Source organism: Dorea ammoniilytica (assembly GCF_025567415.1).
Classification (GTDB): Bacteria; Bacillota; Clostridia; order Lachnospirales; family Lachnospiraceae; genus Claveliimonas; species Claveliimonas ammoniilytica.
Genome location: NZ_JAOQJV010000001.1, coordinates 194,286 through 212,239 on the forward strand (window position 1 = coordinate 194,286; position 17,954 = coordinate 212,239).

18 protein-coding genes and 1 riboswitch are annotated in these 17,954 nt (G+C 43.4%); all 18 genes read left to right on the forward strand.

What is annotated here, in order from left to right; translation table 11 throughout:
* Positions 1 to 32 precede the first annotated feature (32 nt).
* The 18 genes from rimO to OCV65_RS01025 all read left to right on the forward strand — a co-directional run bounded on the left by rimO (position 33) and on the right by OCV65_RS01025 (position 17,893).
* On the forward strand, positions 33 to 1,355 hold the full coding sequence (gene rimO / locus OCV65_RS00940; RefSeq protein WP_118451855.1) for a 30S ribosomal protein S12 methylthiotransferase RimO: 1,323 nt from the start codon (positions 33 to 35) through the stop codon (positions 1,353 to 1,355).
* A complete protein-coding gene (gene pgsA, locus OCV65_RS00945) occupies positions 1,355 to 1,897 on the forward strand; it encodes a CDP-diacylglycerol--glycerol-3-phosphate 3-phosphatidyltransferase (RefSeq protein WP_118382645.1) in 543 nt (180 codons plus the stop codon). Before rimO ends, pgsA begins: the two co-directional genes overlap by 1 nt.
* A 1-nt stretch (position 1,898) precedes the next feature.
* Complete coding sequence (locus OCV65_RS00950; protein WP_262580601.1) at positions 1,899 to 2,393, forward strand: CinA family protein; 495 nt, start codon at positions 1,899 to 1,901, stop codon at positions 2,391 to 2,393.
* Positions 2,384 to 3,817 carry a GNAT family N-acetyltransferase gene (locus OCV65_RS00955; protein WP_262580602.1) on the forward strand — a complete coding sequence of 478 codons (1,434 nt, stop codon included), beginning with the start codon at positions 2,384 to 2,386 and terminating at the stop codon, positions 3,815 to 3,817. Before OCV65_RS00950 ends, OCV65_RS00955 begins: the two co-directional genes overlap by 10 nt.
* A gap of 104 nt (positions 3,818 to 3,921) precedes the next feature.
* Positions 3,922 to 4,614, forward strand: a complete 693-nt coding sequence (locus OCV65_RS00960; RefSeq protein ID WP_118382648.1) for an iron-sulfur cluster assembly scaffold protein — start codon at positions 3,922 to 3,924, stop codon at positions 4,612 to 4,614.
* A gap of 93 nt (positions 4,615 to 4,707) precedes the next feature.
* Positions 4,708 to 5,718 (forward strand): GGGtGRT protein, encoded by a 1,011-nt coding sequence (locus OCV65_RS00965; protein WP_118382649.1) that lies wholly within the window; start codon positions 4,708 to 4,710, stop codon positions 5,716 to 5,718.
* Positions 5,719 to 5,908: 190 nt separating this feature from the next.
* A complete protein-coding gene (locus OCV65_RS00970) occupies positions 5,909 to 6,304 on the forward strand; it encodes a DUF6591 domain-containing protein (RefSeq protein WP_262580603.1) in 396 nt (131 codons plus the stop codon).
* Between the two features lie 237 nt (positions 6,305 to 6,541).
* Positions 6,542 to 8,026, forward strand: coding sequence for an AAA family ATPase (locus OCV65_RS00975; RefSeq protein WP_262580604.1), 1,485 nt, complete (start codon positions 6,542 to 6,544; stop codon positions 8,024 to 8,026).
* 247 nt (positions 8,027 to 8,273) lie between these two features.
* A complete protein-coding gene (locus tag OCV65_RS00980; RefSeq protein WP_262580606.1) occupies positions 8,274 to 9,041 on the forward strand; it encodes an alpha/beta hydrolase in 768 nt (255 codons plus the stop codon).
* A gap of 23 nt (positions 9,042 to 9,064) precedes the next feature.
* The gene (locus tag OCV65_RS00985) at positions 9,065 to 9,784 is read left to right on the forward strand and encodes an ABC transporter ATP-binding protein (RefSeq protein WP_262580607.1); all 720 of its coding nucleotides are present in this window, start codon (positions 9,065 to 9,067) and stop codon (positions 9,782 to 9,784) included.
* Positions 9,784 to 12,162, forward strand: a complete 2,379-nt coding sequence (locus OCV65_RS00990) for an ABC transporter permease (RefSeq protein ID WP_262580608.1) — start codon at positions 9,784 to 9,786, stop codon at positions 12,160 to 12,162. The genes OCV65_RS00985 and OCV65_RS00990 overlap by 1 nt, the downstream gene beginning before the upstream one ends.
* Positions 12,163 to 12,260: 98 nt before the next feature.
* A riboswitch (NiCo riboswitch) is annotated at positions 12,261 to 12,352 on the forward strand.
* Positions 12,353 to 12,459: 107 nt separating this feature from the next.
* Complete coding sequence (locus OCV65_RS00995) at positions 12,460 to 13,338, forward strand: cation diffusion facilitator family transporter (protein ID WP_262580609.1); 879 nt, start codon at positions 12,460 to 12,462, stop codon at positions 13,336 to 13,338.
* Between the two features lie 136 nt (positions 13,339 to 13,474).
* The gene (locus OCV65_RS01000) at positions 13,475 to 14,062 is read left to right on the forward strand and encodes a 2'-5' RNA ligase family protein (RefSeq protein ID WP_262580610.1); all 588 of its coding nucleotides are present in this window, start codon (positions 13,475 to 13,477) and stop codon (positions 14,060 to 14,062) included.
* The gene (locus OCV65_RS01005; RefSeq protein ID WP_262580611.1) at positions 14,053 to 14,460 is read left to right on the forward strand and encodes a DUF3592 domain-containing protein; all 408 of its coding nucleotides are present in this window, start codon (positions 14,053 to 14,055) and stop codon (positions 14,458 to 14,460) included. The genes OCV65_RS01000 and OCV65_RS01005 overlap by 10 nt, the downstream gene beginning before the upstream one ends.
* A 42-nt stretch (positions 14,461 to 14,502) precedes the next feature.
* The gene (locus tag OCV65_RS01010) at positions 14,503 to 15,120 is read left to right on the forward strand and encodes an NUDIX hydrolase N-terminal domain-containing protein (RefSeq protein ID WP_262580612.1); all 618 of its coding nucleotides are present in this window, start codon (positions 14,503 to 14,505) and stop codon (positions 15,118 to 15,120) included.
* A 117-nt stretch (positions 15,121 to 15,237) separates the two neighbouring features.
* Entirely contained in the window at positions 15,238 to 15,678 is a 441-nt protein-coding gene (locus OCV65_RS01015; RefSeq protein WP_262580613.1) for a TetR/AcrR family transcriptional regulator, read from the forward strand.
* A 250-nt stretch (positions 15,679 to 15,928) separates the two neighbouring features.
* Complete coding sequence (locus tag OCV65_RS01020; RefSeq protein ID WP_262580614.1) at positions 15,929 to 16,717, forward strand: class I SAM-dependent methyltransferase; 789 nt, start codon at positions 15,929 to 15,931, stop codon at positions 16,715 to 16,717.
* Positions 16,718 to 16,831: 114 nt separating this feature from the next.
* The gene (locus OCV65_RS01025; RefSeq protein WP_262580615.1) at positions 16,832 to 17,893 is read left to right on the forward strand and encodes a helix-turn-helix domain-containing protein; all 1,062 of its coding nucleotides are present in this window, start codon (positions 16,832 to 16,834) and stop codon (positions 17,891 to 17,893) included.
* The last annotated feature ends 61 nt before the right edge of the window (positions 17,894 to 17,954 follow it).

Genomic DNA, 17,954 nt, shown 5'->3' on the forward strand with positions numbered 1-17,954 from the left:
TTTCAAGAAATATGTAACAAGGGAGAATAAGAATGAATATTTTATTTATTTCACTGGGGTGTGACAAGAATCTGGTGGATTCGGAAGTCATGCTCGGGCTTCTTGATTCCCGCGGATATCAGATTGTAGATGATGAGACGATCGCAGATGTGATCGTGGTCAATACCTGTTGCTTTATTCATGATGCCAAGGAAGAAAGTATTCAGACAATCCTGGAGATGGCTGAGTATAAGAAGACAGGACGCTTAAAAGCACTGGTTGTGACAGGATGTCTTGCACAGCGTTACCAGCAGGAGATCATTGATGAGATTCCGGAAGTGGATGCTGTGCTTGGTACAGCTTCTTATGATAAGATTGCAGAAGCAATCGATGAAGCACTGGACGGTCATACAGAGATGTATCTGGAAGATATTGACAGACTTCCACAGGTGTCCTCCAAGAGACTGGTGACAACCGGAGGTCATTACGCATATCTGAAGATTGCAGAAGGGTGTGACAAGCATTGTACCTACTGCATTATTCCGAAAGTTCGCGGTAATTACCGAAGCGTTCCAATGGAGCAGCTTCTGAAAGAAGCAAAGGAACTGGCGGAAGGCGGCGTTAAGGAACTGATTCTTGTAGCGCAGGAGACTACCGTTTATGGACAGGATATCTATGGAGAGAAGTCATTACATCGTCTGCTTAGGGAACTTTGTAAGATTGATGGTATCCAGTGGATCCGTCTGCTGTACTGTTATCCGGAAGAGATCGATGCGAATCTGATTCGGGTGATGAAGGAAGAGCCGAAGATCTGTCATTATCTGGATCTGCCAATCCAGCATGCAAGTGATGCAATCCTCAAAAAGATGGGCAGAAGAACATCAAAGGCACAGCTTGTGGATACGATCCGTACACTGCGGGAAGAGATTCCGGATATCACACTTCGTACAACCCTGATCACGGGATTCCCGGGAGAGACAGAGGAGCAGCATCAGGAATTGGTAGAATTCGTGGATGAGATGGAATTTGACCGCCTTGGCGTATTTACTTATTCACCGGAAGAGAATACACCTGCAGCGGAGATGCCGGATCAGATTCCGGAGGAAGTGAAAGAAGACCGACAGGCAGAACTGATGGAACTTCAGCAGGAGATTGCATTTGATCTTGCAGAAGATATGATCGATCGGGAAGTTCTGGTGATGATCGAGGGGAAGGTCGCTGATGAGAATGCATATGTAGGCAGAACTTACCGGGATGCACCGAATGTAGACGGTCTGATATTTATCAATACGGATGAAGAACTGATGTCCGGAGATTTTGCCAAGGTAAAAGTAACCGGAGCAATGGAATATGATTTGATAGGAGAGTTGATGTAATGAATTTACCTAATAAACTGACAGTACTTAGAATGATTATGGTTCCGTTTTTTGTATTATTTATGCTGACAGATATCGGAGGCCCTGCGAATAAATGGATCACACTGGTCATCTTCTGTGTGGCAAGTCTGACAGATATGCTGGACGGTAAGATTGCGAGAGCACGTAACCTGGTAACGAACTTTGGAAAATTTATGGATCCACTGGCAGATAAGATGCTGGTATGTTCCGCTATGATCTGTTTTATTCCACTTGGCAAGCTGACTGCATGGTATGTTATCATCATTATTGCAAGAGAATTTATTATCAGCGGGTTCCGTCTGGTAGCATCTGATAATAATGTGGTCATCGCAGCAAGCTACTGGGGCAAATTCAAAACGGTATCACAGATGTTTATGATTATCCTTCTGATTGCTGATCTGGGTGGCGTTTTCAATACGATCGCGGCAATTCTGGTATGGGTATCACTTGCTTTGACTGTAATCTCACTGGTAGATTATATCGGAAAGAATATTCAGGTCCTCACAAAGGGAGGCATGTAGGATGAATGCGACCGAAGAGGATGTTACACTGGAAGAAGCGGTTGTTGATATTCTTAAGGAAAAGAAGCTGACAGTTACAACAGTAGAATCTTGTACAGCAGGGCTTCTGGCAGGAAGACTGATGAATGTGCCGGGAGCTTCTGCGGTATTTAATGAAGGGTATATTACCTATTCAAATGCTGCAAAAGAAAAAATCGTGGGTGTATCTCACGAGACCCTTGAGAAATACACTGCCGTAAGCAAAGAAACAGCAGCAGAGATGGCAGCCGGAGCAGCCAGGGTATCCGGAGCAGATGTGGCAGTATCGGTAACAGGTATTGCGGGACCGGATGGTGGCACCAAAGAGCAACCGGTAGGTCTGGTATACATCGGATGCTGTGTCAATGGAAAAGTCCGTGTAGAGGAATTCCATTTTACCGGCAATCGACAGAAAAACAGAGATTATGCAGTTGTACGCGCACTTACCCTGTTGAGGGAGGAGATTATATGTTTGTAAGACCATTGAATCCGGATGAGGTATTGTCTGCACTTCACCTGATCTGGGAAGTATATGCTTCGGATGTGGCTCCACTTCAGAATCCGGAAGCTGTTGCCGGATTCAGGGAACTGATCCGATATGAGCATATTATGCCACGTATACAGAATAAAGAGGTCATCCTTTTTGGTGCGTGGGAAGGAACTGAACTCTGCGGAGTCGGCGGCATCAATAATCGCGGCAATGTCCTGTTTCTGTATGTGCGAAAAGAATGGATGAGAAAAGGTGTAGCAAGACAGCTAATGCAGGGAATGTATCAGTTCTGCGCACAGGCGCTTGTGATTACCAGAATGACAGTGCGTGCTGTACCGGCTTCCGTAACAGCATTTAACCATCTGGGATTTCGGGAAGTGGCACCGGTTCAGAATGTCGGAGCAGAAATATTTGTTCCGATGGAACTGCTGATCGCACCGGGAAGTATACCGGCAAAGAAACCGAAGAAGAGGATCGCATTGATCATTGTCGGGGTTTGTCTGCTTATTGCACTTTTGATTTGCATGGTGGTCAAAGAAGCAGCATCCATTGTGCAGGAATCCGATACATATGCGGAAGAACAGGAGAACCCATTTGGAGATTATGGCAATGGAGATTCGGGTGAGTATGATTTTGGAATGGGAGATGGATCGGAGACTGAGCAGCAGTCCGGTCTGGATCAGATTCCGGAATATGAGGCAGAAGATCTTCCATTTGAAGTGAAAGATGAGACCTATAATTATTCACCGGAGAATCAGTCTTCCGTAACGCAGCAGTTTGAAATTTATTATCCACAGCTTGATGGCATGGAGAATCAGGACATTCAGGCAAAAGTGAATGACGAACTGAAGAACTGCGCGATGGAGACCGTAGACCGGATTTATGAGAATCCGGATAATGAGATCAGAAACCGGGTATTGGAAGCAGAAAGCCCGGTAATCGCAGATTTTGTGAAATATAAAGTGACTTATCTGACACAGGATTATATCTGTGTGGCATATGAGGATTACAGTTATGAGGGCAATTCAGAATATTCTTATGTGGGACTTCGTACTAAGAATATCAATCTGAAAGATGGTACAGTCTACGATGTGAAAGATATTGTAAATACAGATAAGACCTTCGTAAATAAATGGCTGAAAGAGATGCAGAGTGAAGCAGATGACAAATCTCTGCTTGCAGATCAGAATACAGACAGTCTCGCCAAAGTTCTGTCCGGCGAAGATACACAGAATGGCACATTTACACCAGTGTTCTTCATGGATAAGGACGGCATTGAAATAGGATTATCATTCCATTATGACAAAGAAGATGAAAATGCACCAGATTACGGCTGGGTGACAGCACCATTCCAGCTTAATGACCTGAAGGACAGCAAGACTGACAGCACGTTTTGGGATTTGGTAAAATAGTTGACGAATCCTGTAAATTATGAGAAAATAACTACGCCTGGTGTTAAATAAGTAACATATACCATGCGTCAGAAAATCATGCACATGTTGAAAGGAGTTTTAAAATGATTTATTCACACGAAGTAGAAATGATGTGTCCAGTAGCACAGGGCGCTAATCACGGACCAGCTCCGATTCCGGAAGAAGCAAAATGGGTAAAAGCAAAAGAAATCACAGATATTTCAGGTTTTACACATGGTATCGGCTGGTGCGCACCACAGCAGGGAGCCTGTAAGCTGACTCTTAATGTAAAAGATGGTATTATCCAGGAAGCACTTGTTGAGACAATCGGATGTTCAGGAATGACTCACTCAGCTGCTATGGCATCTGAGATCCTTCCAGGAAAGACTATTCTTGAAGCACTTAATACAGACCTTGTCTGTGATGCTATCAATACAGCTATGAGAGAACTGTTCCTCCAGATCGTATACGGAAGAACTCAGAGTGCTTTCTCTGAGGACGGACTTGCAATCGGAGCAGGACTGGAAGACCTTGGAAAGGGACTTCGTTCTCAGGTAGGTACAATGTATGGTACATTGGCAAAAGGTCCTCGTTACCTTGAAATGGCAGAAGGTTATGTAACAGGTATCGCTCTCGATGAGCACGATGAGATCATCGGATACCAGTTCGTATCTCTTGGCAAAATGACAGACTTCATCAAATCTGGTGACACACCGACAGAAGCTTGGGAGAAAGCAAAAGGACAGTACGGACGTGTTGCAGATGCAGCGAAGATCATCGACCCAAGAAAAGAGTAGTTGCGATAGGCGGACAGAGACAGGCGTTGAATTTAGTTCAAGTTGAGTCCGCGTTATTTCAAGAAACGTAAATATAGTAGGAGGACATTATAAATGGCTTTATTTGAATCATATGAAAGAAGAATTGATAAAATCAATGAAGTATTAGGAAGCTATGGCATTGCTTCCATCGAAGAAGCAGAAAAGATCACAAAGGATGCCGGACTTGATGTATATAATCAGATCAAAGGCATTCAGCCAATCTGTTTCGAGAATGCTTGCTGGGCATACATTGTAGGTGCAGCAATCGCAATTAAGAAAGACTGCAGAAAAGCAGCAGATGCAGCAGCAGCAATTGGAGAAGGACTTCAGGCATTCTGTATTCCGGGATCCGTAGCTGATCAGCGTAAAGTAGGTCTTGGACATGGTAACCTTGGAAAGATGCTTCTGGAAGAAGATACAGACTGTTTCGCATTCCTGGCTGGACATGAGTCATTCGCAGCAGCTGAGGGTGCTATCGGTATCGCAGAGAAGGCTAACAAGGTACGTAAAAAACCTCTGCGTGTTATCCTGAATGGTCTTGGAAAAGACGCTGCTAAGATCATCTCAAGAATTAACGGATTTACATACGTTCAGACTGAGTACGATTACTACACAGGAGAACTGAAAGAAGTACAGAGAACATCTTACTCTGACGGACTTCGTTCTAAGGTTAACTGCTACGGTGCTAACGACGTACGTGAAGGTGTAGCTATCATGTGGAAAGAGGGCGTAGACGTATCTATCACAGGTAACTCTACCAACCCAACACGTTTCCAGCACCCAGTTGCAGGTACATATAAGAAAGAGTGTGTAGAAGCAGGAAAGAAATACTTCTCAGTAGCATCAGGTGGTGGTACAGGACGTACACTTCACCCAGATAACATGGCTGCAGGTCCGGCTTCTTACGGTATGACAGATACACTTGGACGTATGCACTCTGATGCACAGTTCGCTGGATCTTCATCTGTACCGGCTCACGTAGAAATGATGGGTCTGATCGGTGCAGGTAACAACCCGATGGTTGGTATGACAGTAGCTGTAGCTGTTTCCGTTGAAGAAGCTGCAAAGGCTGGCAAATTCTAACAATGATTTTATGAAAAGAGCTTTCACAGTTGGTAAAACTACTGTGATAGTTCTTTTTTATTGTTAAAAAATACCCAAACTGATATAAAAATGAAAATTTTTCTGTTTCCTTTGCTAATTGTTGTTGAATGTAGGATGTTATATAATGCAAACATCGATAGGAAAAGAGTTCTAATGGAGGAATGGAAATATGAAAAAGAAATTATTAGTAACATTAGCAGTGGTTTTGGTACTTGGTGGATTTGCAGTTGGACAGGGAAGAGCAGAGGAGACAAATAATCTCACGACAGATCTCTCCGGATATACGGAAATGAGCTGGCCGGATACAGACATGGCACATTCAATCCCAACACCGGCATCATCTACAGGAAGCATGTATGCAACTGAAAAAACAGTTGTTGCAGATGTTGCTAACACATCAGAAGATTCTTACAACGCATATATAGAGAAATGCAAAAATGCTGGATATGATAACAATGTTGTAACAGAGGATGGAATGTATGCAGCAGATAACGGAGTATATACATTAGTGTTATCTATGGCTGATGATAATGTAATGAACATTTCAATGAATGTAGTTGAATAAACAGAGTATAGATAAATATTAGGAAAGCCTGGGTCATAACAATGATCTGGGCTTTTTTGATATCAGACTATAAGCTACAATGCAGAGATTGATAAAAAATAATATAAAAATAGAGACGAATTAGAAGTGAAATATATAGCCTGTTACGAAGGAATGATGTATAATAACTGAGAATGTTTTTTGAAATGTATGATTGAACAATGCTTTAAATAAATATATTGCATAAGGAGTAGAAGAATGCCAGTATTTGATTTTAATAATACACCGGATACAAAAGAACCGGTGAAGTGTACCTATACAACATTTGCATCAGATGCGGATCATGCATCTGCGGAGCAGCCGATTCTGATCCTGGATAATAGCAAGAAGGAATGGAAGCATCATTCTTGTGGAGTGTTTGCTAATCAGAATAAGCAGACTGCATTTGAATTTGATGAGGAAGGCGGCAAAGTAAGTGCTGATATTCTTCGCGTGGATTCACGTTTTGTAAGCCTGTTAAAATGGTTGGGTGAGAACCGGATTAATGTACGTTTGTCTGGAGTAAATAATTCAGAAGGTTATTGTGTATACCGTATCCGTGAGATTGCATTTGGCGGAGGTACAAAGCTTTCCGCCGAAGATGGATTCCTGCAGTTTATGATTGAAAGATTATTTGCAAGTGATGCACCGGAAGAAGAGATAGATGATGAAGATCAGGAAGAGTCTGGTGACGATATGAAACTTACCAGTATTCAGAGTATCACAGATTTCCTGAACTGTGCGGGACGGACATTACCGGATAATATCCGACTTTGGGCGAGAAGAAATCTTGCGGTAGCACGTTCGCATGAAGTGTCTCCGGAGGAACGCCGCCATGCGCAGAGAGCACTGTCTATGATGTTAAACATTCAGTGGAAAAAGGATTATTTTGAAGCAATTGATCCTGCGGAAGCGAGACGTATTCTGGATGAAGAATTATATGGCATGGAGCGTGTAAAGCAGAGAATCATTGAGACGATCATTCAGATTAACCGTACTCATACATTGCCTGCATATGGACTGTTGTTGATCGGTCCGGCAGGTACAGGTAAGTCACAGATTGCATATGCGGTGGCTCGTATTTTGAAGCTCCCTTGGAGTACGTTGGATATGAGTTCGATCAATGACCCGGAACAGCTTACCGGAAGTTCCAGAATCTATTCTAATGCAAAGCCAGGTATTATCATGGAAGCCTTTGGCATGGCAGAGTCTTCTAATCTGGTATTTATTATTAATGAGCTGGATAAAGCAGCATCAGGAAAAGGGAATGGTAACCCGGCGGATGTACTGTTGACACTCCTTGATAATCTTGGATTTACGGATAATTATATGGAATGTATGATTCCTACATCCGGCGTATATCCGATTGCAACAGCCAATGACAGAGATCAGATCAGTGCACCGTTGATGTCACGTTTTGCAGTCATCGACATTCCGGATTATACGGCTGAAGAGAAGAAAGTAATCTTTTCCAAATTTGCACTTCCAAAGATTCTGAGGAGAATCGGGCTTTCAGCAGATGAGTGTATTATGACGGACGAAGCACTGGATGCAGTCATCGAGCTGTATTCTAACACCAGCGGTATCCGTGATCTGGAACAGGCGGCAGAGCATATTGCAGCACATGCACTGTATAAAATTGAAGTAGAGCATGTAAAAGAAGTGGTATACGATGCGGAAAGCGTAAGAGAATTACTGAGTTAGAGTGTCATAGAAAATGATGATTGTTATACCATGCATTTCCAGACAGGAGAATGTGGCGGACATTGTGTATGAGATGGAGAATGGAAGAATTTCATAAAATCAGATTTTGACAGATACTTAATGCCATGCATTTCTTGACACGTAAGAGATGCATGGTATAATTTTGAATATAAGTTAGTGTAAACTAACGAACGTAAGCTATGACGAATATAACGTTGGCAGCGAGGCAGTGAAAGAAGGTTTGATTATGCTTTTTAAGACGATAGGAAATAAGTCCAATCCGGCAATATTATTTTTCCATGCAATGGGTGTGACGGGTGCAAGCAGTATACCTGTGGCGGAATATCTACAGGAAACATATTATTGTATTATGCCGACATCGACGGTGTATTGTGAAGGACAGAGATACGAAAGTAAGACAGAAGAGATAAAGCAGATCAGGAAGTTTCTTGAAGGACAGCAGATTGACCGATTGGCACTCGTGGTGGCGTCTTCTATCGGGGCAGATCTTGCAATGACATTCCTGACAAAATCAGGAGTTGAAGTAGAGCATGTATTTTTTGACGGCGGACAATTTGCACAGATTGCTAAAATGACGCGCTGGATCATGGTTCCGTTTTTATATCTGGCGATTAAGAGTCTGTACTGGTCAAACGGAAAAACGCTGAAAAAGATTCTGTGGTGCGATGATGAAGCGATTAAACCTTATTTTATCGCGGCGGGAAAAGCACTGACCTATGGTAATATACGGAGACAGCTTGCAGACAGTCTGGAAGATAAACCATTTCCGGCACTGTCAGAGGAGTTACAGAGGCGGACTGTGTTTGAATTTGGAAGTATAGAAGATCATTTGAAATACCGTGAAGCGGTCATGCGGGTGTATCCGTATGGTCAGTATCCGGTATTTGAAGGATGTAAACATATGCAATATCAGATCCGTGATCCGAAAGGATTTGCTAAGATGTTGGATACGTTGATAGAAAAAGGTGTGCCTGTACAGATAAAAGAGAGATAAAACAGACACCGGGAGGACGGTATATGAGCAGTAAAGAGGGACAGACAGTCATTGAATTTCGGGATGTAGTACGTACTTATGGTGAGGGGGAAGCCTTACAGTATGCGGTCAACCATATTAATTTTACGATTGATAAGGGTGAATTTGTGGTAATCCTTGGACAGTCGGGCGCGGGCAAGTCTACTGTGCTGAATATGCTTGGCGGCATGGATCAGCCTACGGAAGGCGAAGTGATCATTGATGGGGCGACGATATCCAATATGAGGGATAAACAGTTATCCGATTACCGGGCAGAGAAGATTGGATTTATTTTTCAGTTTTATAACCTGATCCCGACACTGACGGCATATGAAAATGTGGCATTGACGAAGAGTATTGTCAAGAATGCGGCGAGTGCGGATGAGATGCTGGCAGCAGTAGGTCTTGCGGATCACAAGGATAAATTTCCATCGCAGTTATCGGGAGGTGAACAGCAGAGAGTGTCTATCGCCAGAGCATTAGCCAAGAAACCGCAGATCATCCTTGGTGATGAGCCAACCGGCGCACTGGATTCCGAGACGGGTGTGATTGTGCTCGAGCTTCTTCAGAAGCTTGGAAAAGAGCATGGTAATACGGTAGTCATTGTTACCCATAATGCGGATATTGCCAAGTGTGCGGATAAGGTGATTCGTATGAAAAATGGTAAGATATCCGAGATCGTTATCAATGAGAATTCGCTTCCGGTAAGGGAGGTGGAGTGGTAATGCTGTTTCGCAAAATGCTGCGTGATTTTAGGAAGAATTTTGGAGCATTTTTCTCAGTATTTCTGTTATCGGCACTGGCAATGACATTATTCTGCACCTTTGAAGGACATGTATTATCGCAGAATGTTGCCAGAGAGGCATATCATAAGGAGTGCAATCTGTCCGATGTATGGGTATATGGAGAAGGATTTTCAGAAGAACAGTTAGAGAAAGTACGGGATCTTGATTTCGTCCAGTCGGTTCAGCTTCGGACTACTATTACAGGCACGGCTCCAGACTGCGATGGGGCACAGGTGGATATCTTCCTGGAAAATGAAAATACGGTCAATACACCATATTATATTTCAGGTGAGAAGTTTGATCCTTCAGATAAAGATGGTGTCTGGATTGCCAATGCATTTGCCGAGAGGCGGAATCTTCATGTGGGTGATCGATTTACCATTGAGTATGACGGAGTAACATTTACTAAGACGATAAAAGGACTGACTGAGAGCGCGGAATACGAATATCGTCAGGCAGACGGAGATGCAGATACTTATCTGGAAAATATCGCAATCGTGTATATGTCTATGGATGGATTTCCGGCAGAGGAGTATGTACAGCATCTCTTTACACAGGGAAAGATTAGTATTGTGGATGTGATCGCGGGACTGGCATCTTCGGATCAGTATGATTCTATGCCGTATACGCAGATGATTATCCGTACCAAAGATAATGGAGCACTGGAGCATGAGGATGAAATCGCTGAGGCATTGGATCATGATTATTCGGCAATGATCGATCGTAAATCGGTGCCTGGACTTGCAAGACTTGACAGTGAGCTTGACCAGCATCAGTCATTTTCTTATGTGTTTGTTGTGATATTTGTGGGTATTGCGGTGTTGGTAATTGCAACTACAATGAACCGTATGGTGGCAAAACAGCGGACACAGATCGGTACATTGAATGCGCTGGGTATGAAGAAATGGAAGGCACTGCTTCATTATGTAAGCTTCAGCCTTGTAGTATCGGTGCTTGGTGTGAGCGTTGGTCTGTTGCTTGGGATTTTATGGGGATGCCCGACAATCATGAGTGTGTTTGGAGCGTGGTACATTGTACCGGATCTGCATTCCGTTTTCCATCCGATGTATCTGGTGATTTCTCTGGTAGTCGTGTTGGTATGTGTATTATCAGCATATCTGAGCTGCAGAAAGATTTTGCGGATACGCCCGGCGGAAGCACTTCGCCCGGCGCCGCCGAGACAGGGCAAAAGGTGTTTGTTTGAAAAGTTGCCATTCTGGAAGAAACTGTCATTTAACAGCCAGTATAATCTGCGCGACATATCGCGTGCGAAGTTAAGAGCATTTATGTGTGTTGTCGGAACGGCAGTCGGAATGCTCATGATGATGTACGGAACCGGATGCGGCTCATTAGTTAGCACGATGGTGGATCTGAATTTTGAGCGGACAGCAGTAGCAGAATATCAGACAAAACTATCGTCAGATGCTAAACTATCGGATGTGGATGCACTGGCAGACAGTGTGGACGGAGAACTGGTGATGCAGGATGCAGTGGAAATCTCAAAGGTGAAAAATGCATCCTCAAAAGAGAAGAAGAAAGAGACCATTACGGTTCTGGAAGGAGAACATCTCTATAATATTCTGGATCTGAATAATAAAGTAACAGATCTTGTACCGGGTACGGTTGGCTTAAGCCGGAAACTGGCAGAAGGTATGGATATTAAGGTTGGAGATACTATATACTGGCATTTGTATTCAAAGAATACCTGGTATAAAGCAAAAGTCGGCATGATCTATCGGTGTTCGGATACACAGGGAATTGCGATGCTCAGAGAAGATTATGAAGAGACAGGCGCAGAATATACACCGACCCTGCTGATGAGTAATCAGAAACCAGAGAATACGAAAGATAAAGACTATATTATCAGCGTATCCAGTAAACCAGATATGGAAAAGGCATATGAGAACAGTATGTCAATGGTTAATCTTATGGTATATATGATGATCGGATTTTCTTCCATTATGATCATCGTTGTATTATACAATTCCGGTTCGTTGTCGTTTAATGAACGAATCAAGGAACTGGCAACACTGAAGGTTATGGGCTTCCGTTCCGGTAGGATCCGCCAGATTCTCAGTGTGCAGAATCTGTGGCTGTCACTGGTCGGAATCGTGATTGGTATCCCGCTTGGCAATGTGTCATTGAATGCGATGATGAACAGTAATGGCGAGAATTTTGACTATATGCTGAAATTACCGATGATCGATTACGTGCTGTCCGGAATACTCGTCATGGCGGTATCTATGCTGGTAAGTTTCATGTTCTCCAAACGTATCCATAAACTGGATATGGTGGAGGTACTGAAAGGGTGCGAATAAGTGAGAATTCGGATAATTGAAAAAATCGAAAAATGTCTTGCATTTTTCATGACTTCTGTGTATTATATTATAAACTCTTTGCACTGCATATATTAACTACAGTACAAACTGAACAGGCCGGGGAAACCTGGGGCCGGGTCACAGAAGTGACAGTGGAGAATAAGACGATATGTACATCCACGGGACAGTAGATTTACTGAAACGTGGGTGTATTTTTATGCCCATGTACATAACAGCAGACAGAATGTCTGATTATGAAAGAGCAGGAGTGCTTGTCAATGAATGGAGGTTATGGACATGGAAAATGAATTTGAAAAGACAGCAATTAGAGTCTCGTTAGTGAGTGTAGTATGGAATCTGATCTTATCAGTATTTAAGCTGATTGCAGGTTTTGTAGCACATTCAGGAGCAATGATCAGTGATGCGGTACATTCGGCATCAGATGTATTCAGCAGTATCATCGTGATGATCGGCGTGCGGATTTCCGGAAAGGCATCAGATAAGGATCATCCGTATGGACACGAGAGAATGGAATGTGTGGCAGCCATTGTACTGGCTACGGTACTTGCAGGGACAGGTGTTGGTATTGGCTATGCCGCAGTCAAGACATTACTTGACGGTGAATATGCATCTGAGATACCGGGAATGCTGGCACTGATCGCAGCAGTCGTATCAATCTTGGTAAAAGAAGCAATGTTCTGGTATACCAGATATTATGCGAAGAAGATTGATTCCAGTGCAGTGATGGCAGATGCATGGCACCATCGTTCTGATGCGTTATCATCGGTAGGCGCACTGATCGGTATCGGTGGCGCGAGACTTGGCTTCCCAATCATGGAGCCAATCGCAAGTATAGTAATCTGTGTATTTATTGAGAAAGCAGCATTTGATATTTTCAAAGATGCTATTGATAAGATGGTAGATAAGGCATGTGATGAGCAGACTGAGGAAGCTTTGAAAAACTGTGCATTGAATACCAAAGGAGTAGAGCAGGTGGATCTTTTGAAGACCCGTATTTTTGGCAACAAAGTTTATGTGGAGATGGAAATCGGGGCAGACGAGAATTTGTCGTTAAAAGACAGCCATGCGATCGCAGAGAACGTACATGATGCGATTGAACAGGGCTGGCCGAAGATCAAACATATCCTGATTCATGTGAATCCGGTGAGAATGTAATTAGATAGAAAAAATTATAGAAAGTATTCAAGGCGTTCCATTTAACGGAGCGCCTTTTGAATTATATGATTGAATCGCAGATGTAGTTATACTAAAATGATATTGAAACTAATGTAAGAGAATTAAAAGGCTAGTTATGTATTTGATATCTTTATACTTTGATGATGTGACAAATGAAAGAATCCAGTCGTATATGAATCAGATCGCAAAACGCACGGGGAATGACGTGATGCTTGCAGGTAAGGTTCCGCCACATATTACGTTGTCAGCATTTGAGACAACGCAGGAGTCAGAAGCAGTGGTAGTGTTTGAAGATCTGGCAAAGGAATTTATCTGCGGTGAGATCATGTGGTGTTCGGTAGGGATATTTTTTCCACACACGATCTATCTGCTGCCGGTTATGAATCACTACCTGTTTCAAATGTCAGAACAGGCATATCAGTATATAAGCCAGATTCGTCAGGTGAAGATTCATCAGCGGTATCAGCCATTTTCCTGGATACCGCACAGTACGATTGGAAAGCAGCTGTCGCAGACAGAATTAAAAGAGGCATTTGTAGTGATGCAGGAGCAGTTTGGCATGTTCCGTGGAACTGCGGTCGGCATCGGTCTTGCAAAGACGAATCCATACACGGATATTTGTCGGGTGTGGTATGACCCTGTGACAGGCAAATGCATACAAAACGATAAGAAGGCAATGCAGGAGAGAAAGCAATGGAAATAGGATTAGTATTGACATTATGCGGTCTTGGAATTGCATTTTGGATTCCAGCTTTTATACTGGGCATGATTTCAGGTAATAAAATGCGCAAATGCACAGCTGATGCAACAGCCACAGTAGTACGCATCAATGTAAGGAATTCCGGTGATAATGGTTTGTCGTATCATCCGATATATGAATATTATGCCGGAGGGAGTTATTATACATCAGAAGGCACTTATATAAGCAGACGTGTGCCGCCAGTTGGTGCAAAAGTCCAGATTAAGTATAATCCGGACAAACCAAAGCAGTCTTACATACCGGGATATGATAATAAAGTATATAAGATATTGACAATTGTATTTGGAATTGTCGGAGCGATACCGATACTTGTATGCATCGGAATCTTATTATTTGTGTAGACAAGAATTTTAATAGTTATTGATAGGGACAGGAGAAAACAGATGAATGATAAATGGCTGAACTGGGCAGTGAAGATACAGAGTATCGCACAGGCTGGACTGACATACAGCCGCGATCCGTATGATAAAGAACGGTATGAGGAATTGCGTGAGATTGCAGCGGAAATGCTGGCAGAGAGAACGGATATTCCGACGGGTAAGATTCGGGATCTGTTCTGCAATGAATCGGGATACCAGACGCCGAAAGTAGACACCAGAGCGGCGATATTTAAGGATGGAAAAATTCTGCTCGTACATGAGAATAACGGTACCTGGGCATTACCGGGAGGCTGGTGTGATGTGGATCAGTCCGTGGTGTCTAATACGCTTAAAGAAGTAAGCGAAGAGACCGGACTGACGGCAGAAGCAGAGCAGTTAATTGCGGTACAGGACTGGCGCAGGCATAATGTGCAGAATTATGTATATGGCATACTTAAGATCTTTGTAGAATGCAGAGTGATTGGTGGCAAGTTCGAGGATAATATTGAAACTACAGAGATCCGATATTTTGGAAAAGAAGAATTACCAGATAAGCTGGCGGTCGAGAAGACGACAAAAGAACAGATACTGATGTGCTTTCAGGCACATGAAGCGGAACACTGGAAAGTAATTGTGGATTAGAATGTAAAGACGGTAGCAGAGGCTGGTTGAATATCGATTACTGGGAACATACAAAGTGATTTTTGAGAGACACGTATAAAGGCAGAACGAGTTCATAACATGGTATAGGAAGTTGGATTGACAAGCGAGTTAGTCTATGCTAACATAACAAGTATGATGGAAGATGAGCGCAGAAAACAAACGGAACAAAAATTAATAGAGTCTGGCAAAGCAGAATTTCTAAAAAAAGGCTATGCGAAAGCTAATCTACGGGATCTTTGTAAAACAGCCGGGGTCACGACCGGAGCATTTTATTTCTCATTTGCGAATAAAGAAGCATTGCTGGCTGCAATCCTTGATCCCGTGATCGCGGATTATGAGCGGATGTGCAGTATGTTTGCGCAGAGAGAAGAGGAAGATCCGGCGCCGCCGAGACAGTCATCCTCATGGATCAGTGTGCCGGAAGCCGGTATGAGATGTTCAGAGCACAGATTAAATTACAGATGCAGGCAGCATTTACCAGTTATTTTACGAAATTTATGGGTAGAAAGCCTGACGCAGAGCTTATCAGAATCTTAGTGTCTATGAGACTTCAGGGATATATGGAGTTGATAAAAGGAGATTACACGGTGGATGAAAGAGTACGGATGTCGCGGGAAATCGGCATTCATGCCGATGCCGGGACAGCGGCATTAATTAAATATCTGAATCAGGAACATGAAGCCTGTCGCAAATAATGCGGCGGGCTTTTCTATTGCCAAACATAACATTTTGCGGATTTGTTATGTGCTCGAAATGAGTAAAAATATATTTCTAAGGAGGAACTAACATGAGAGAAAAGACAAATTACGGGAACTGGGTGCCGGAGAAAGCATTGTATATGCTGTTTGGTGGCGCAGCGATCTTACTTGTAGCGGCAATTGTATCAGGAGTAATGGGAGTGGTGCCGGTTATTACATGGATAGCAGGCGTGATCGGTGTGCTGATGCTTGTGATGGCTGTGTATATGCTGATCTGCCATGAGGAATTTGCATTTGGAAAAGGAAATATGATGGCTGGCGTACATCAGCATCTGGTTGACCATCTTGACTGGGACGGCAAAGGCGAGCTGCTTGATATCGGATGCGGAGCGGCAGCACTGACAGTCCGCTGTGCGAAGGCTTTTCTGGAGGCAGAGATTACCGCGATGGACTACTGGGGAGCCGAGTGGAATTATGCCAAAGAGCAGTGTGAGAACAATGCGCGTCTGGAAGGTGTTGCGAACAGGATAACATTTCAGAAGGGTGATGCTGCAAAGATGGAATTTGAGACGGAAACATTTGATGCAGCGGTCAGCAATTTTGTATTTCATGAAGTGCGCACTGCAAAGGATAAGAGGGATGTGGTAAAAGAAGCACTTCGGGTGGTAAAGAAAGGCGGCGTATTTTCTTTTCAGGATATGTTCTCTCAGAAGGCATTATATGGAGATATGGATGAATTTGTCAGAGAACTGAAAGCAGAAGGTATTTCAGAGGTTTACTATATCGGTAATCTGGAAAAGAAGCTGGATTTTATTCCTGGATATGTGAAGACTCCGTGGATGATAAGCGGTATGGGCATTCTGTATGGCAGGAAATAGGAGGTAAATGATTCGTAGATTGACAAAACAGCCTGTCTGCTTCTATGCTAAAGCTGTAAAAACGTTTCGCAGATAGAAAAGCGGAGCGGGAACAGCAGGAGGAAATGACAAGACGTGGAGGCGAAACAGTTCGGGCAGTTTATTGCCGGGATACGAAAAGAGAAAAAGATGACGCAGGCAGAACTTGCAGAAAAAATCAATGTGACAGATAAGGCAGTCAGCCGGTGGGAGCGCGGGCTTGGCTTTCCGGATATCCAGACACTGGAGCCGCTGGCGCAGGCACTTGGAATCTCGGTGCTGGAATTGATGCGTTCTGAAAAGAAGGAATCCACAGGAGATGTGGATATAACGGAAACCCAGTATACCCGGCAGGAGGTGGCTGAGATGCTCCAAAATGCAGATGATATTTCGAAACAGCAGAAAAGACAGGATAAGAATGCCAATATCATTGCCGGAATCCTGGTGATCGGTGTGGCGGCAGCGGCGTGGGCAGCGAAGATTGCCAATGTCGGAGGCGGACTTGTGCTTGGCGGACTGGCAGCAACTGTGTTTGTGTCTTTGTGGTATTTTTTCCAGAATATAGATGATGAAGAAAGCCGCAGGATATATGGCGTGGCATCAGCATTATCTATTGGAATTGTAGCAGCGCTGGTCAATTATGTCTGGGGAGACCGGATTGCAGAATGGATTCCGGGCGGTGTGGAACGAAAGGAACAGATTTTCTGGACACTCTGGTATCTGTTTGTGATTGCAATGCTTATGCTTGGGACGATCAGAGGTGTCCGTCAGCAGAGACAGAAAAAAGCAAAGAAGTATAAAACGGTTCTCTTTACAGGAATTATGGCAGTATTTATGTTTGTCACGCTCTGGCAGTATCAGAATACGATGCAGAGACAGAGACGGAATATAGGAATCTGGAGTGGAGCACAACAGTATGCCGAGACATTGCTCAAAAAAGACAAACATCTTGAAAATGACTGGTTAATTGGTGATGAGTCATGGCAGGACGGGAAAAATACTTATCAGATTCGTCTTACCTACTATGCTGATGCCGATGCCGAAAAAGAAGGAAGAGAGAGCAAATATCAATACACGATTCGATTTGATGAAACAGAAGGATATCTGATTAAATCGGAGGGTGTCCCGGAGAAAGAAATGGATCTTACAGGGGAATAATCTATTTGACACAGAGACCTCTTTCGTGTATAAAAGTGTGTGGATTATTTTGACAACATGC

Excerpts from the sequence above, each read along its gene's own strand:
- OCV65_RS00955 (WP_262580602.1), top strand. The coding sequence starts at position 2,384 with ATGTTTGTAAGACCATTGAATCCGGATGAGGTATTGTCTGCACTTCAC.
- OCV65_RS00950 (WP_262580601.1), top strand. The coding sequence starts at position 1,899 with ATGAATGCGACCGAAGAGGATGTTACACTGGAAGAAGCGGTTGTTGAT.
- OCV65_RS00970 (WP_262580603.1), top strand. The coding sequence starts at position 5,909 with ATGAAAAAGAAATTATTAGTAACATTAGCAGTGGTTTTGGTACTTGGT.
- OCV65_RS00975 (WP_262580604.1), top strand. The coding sequence starts at position 6,542 with ATGCCAGTATTTGATTTTAATAATACACCGGATACAAAAGAACCGGTG.
- OCV65_RS00985 (WP_262580607.1), top strand. The coding sequence starts at position 9,065 with ATGAGCAGTAAAGAGGGACAGACAGTCATTGAATTTCGGGATGTAGTA.
- OCV65_RS01020 (WP_262580614.1), top strand. The coding sequence starts at position 15,929 with ATGAGAGAAAAGACAAATTACGGGAACTGGGTGCCGGAGAAAGCATTG.
- pgsA (WP_118382645.1), top strand. The coding sequence starts at position 1,355 with ATGAATTTACCTAATAAACTGACAGTACTTAGAATGATTATGGTTCCG.
- OCV65_RS01005 (WP_262580611.1), top strand. The coding sequence starts at position 14,053 with ATGGAAATAGGATTAGTATTGACATTATGCGGTCTTGGAATTGCATTT.
- rimO (WP_118451855.1), top strand. The coding sequence starts at position 33 with ATGAATATTTTATTTATTTCACTGGGGTGTGACAAGAATCTGGTGGAT.
- OCV65_RS01000 (WP_262580610.1), top strand. The coding sequence starts at position 13,475 with ATGTATTTGATATCTTTATACTTTGATGATGTGACAAATGAAAGAATC.
- OCV65_RS00965 (WP_118382649.1), top strand. The coding sequence starts at position 4,708 with ATGGCTTTATTTGAATCATATGAAAGAAGAATTGATAAAATCAATGAA.
- OCV65_RS00980 (WP_262580606.1), top strand. The coding sequence starts at position 8,274 with ATGCTTTTTAAGACGATAGGAAATAAGTCCAATCCGGCAATATTATTT.
- OCV65_RS00960 (WP_118382648.1), top strand. The coding sequence starts at position 3,922 with ATGATTTATTCACACGAAGTAGAAATGATGTGTCCAGTAGCACAGGGC.
- OCV65_RS00990 (WP_262580608.1), top strand. The coding sequence starts at position 9,784 with ATGCTGTTTCGCAAAATGCTGCGTGATTTTAGGAAGAATTTTGGAGCA.
- OCV65_RS00995 (WP_262580609.1), top strand. The coding sequence starts at position 12,460 with ATGGAAAATGAATTTGAAAAGACAGCAATTAGAGTCTCGTTAGTGAGT.
- OCV65_RS01010 (WP_262580612.1), top strand. The coding sequence starts at position 14,503 with ATGAATGATAAATGGCTGAACTGGGCAGTGAAGATACAGAGTATCGCA.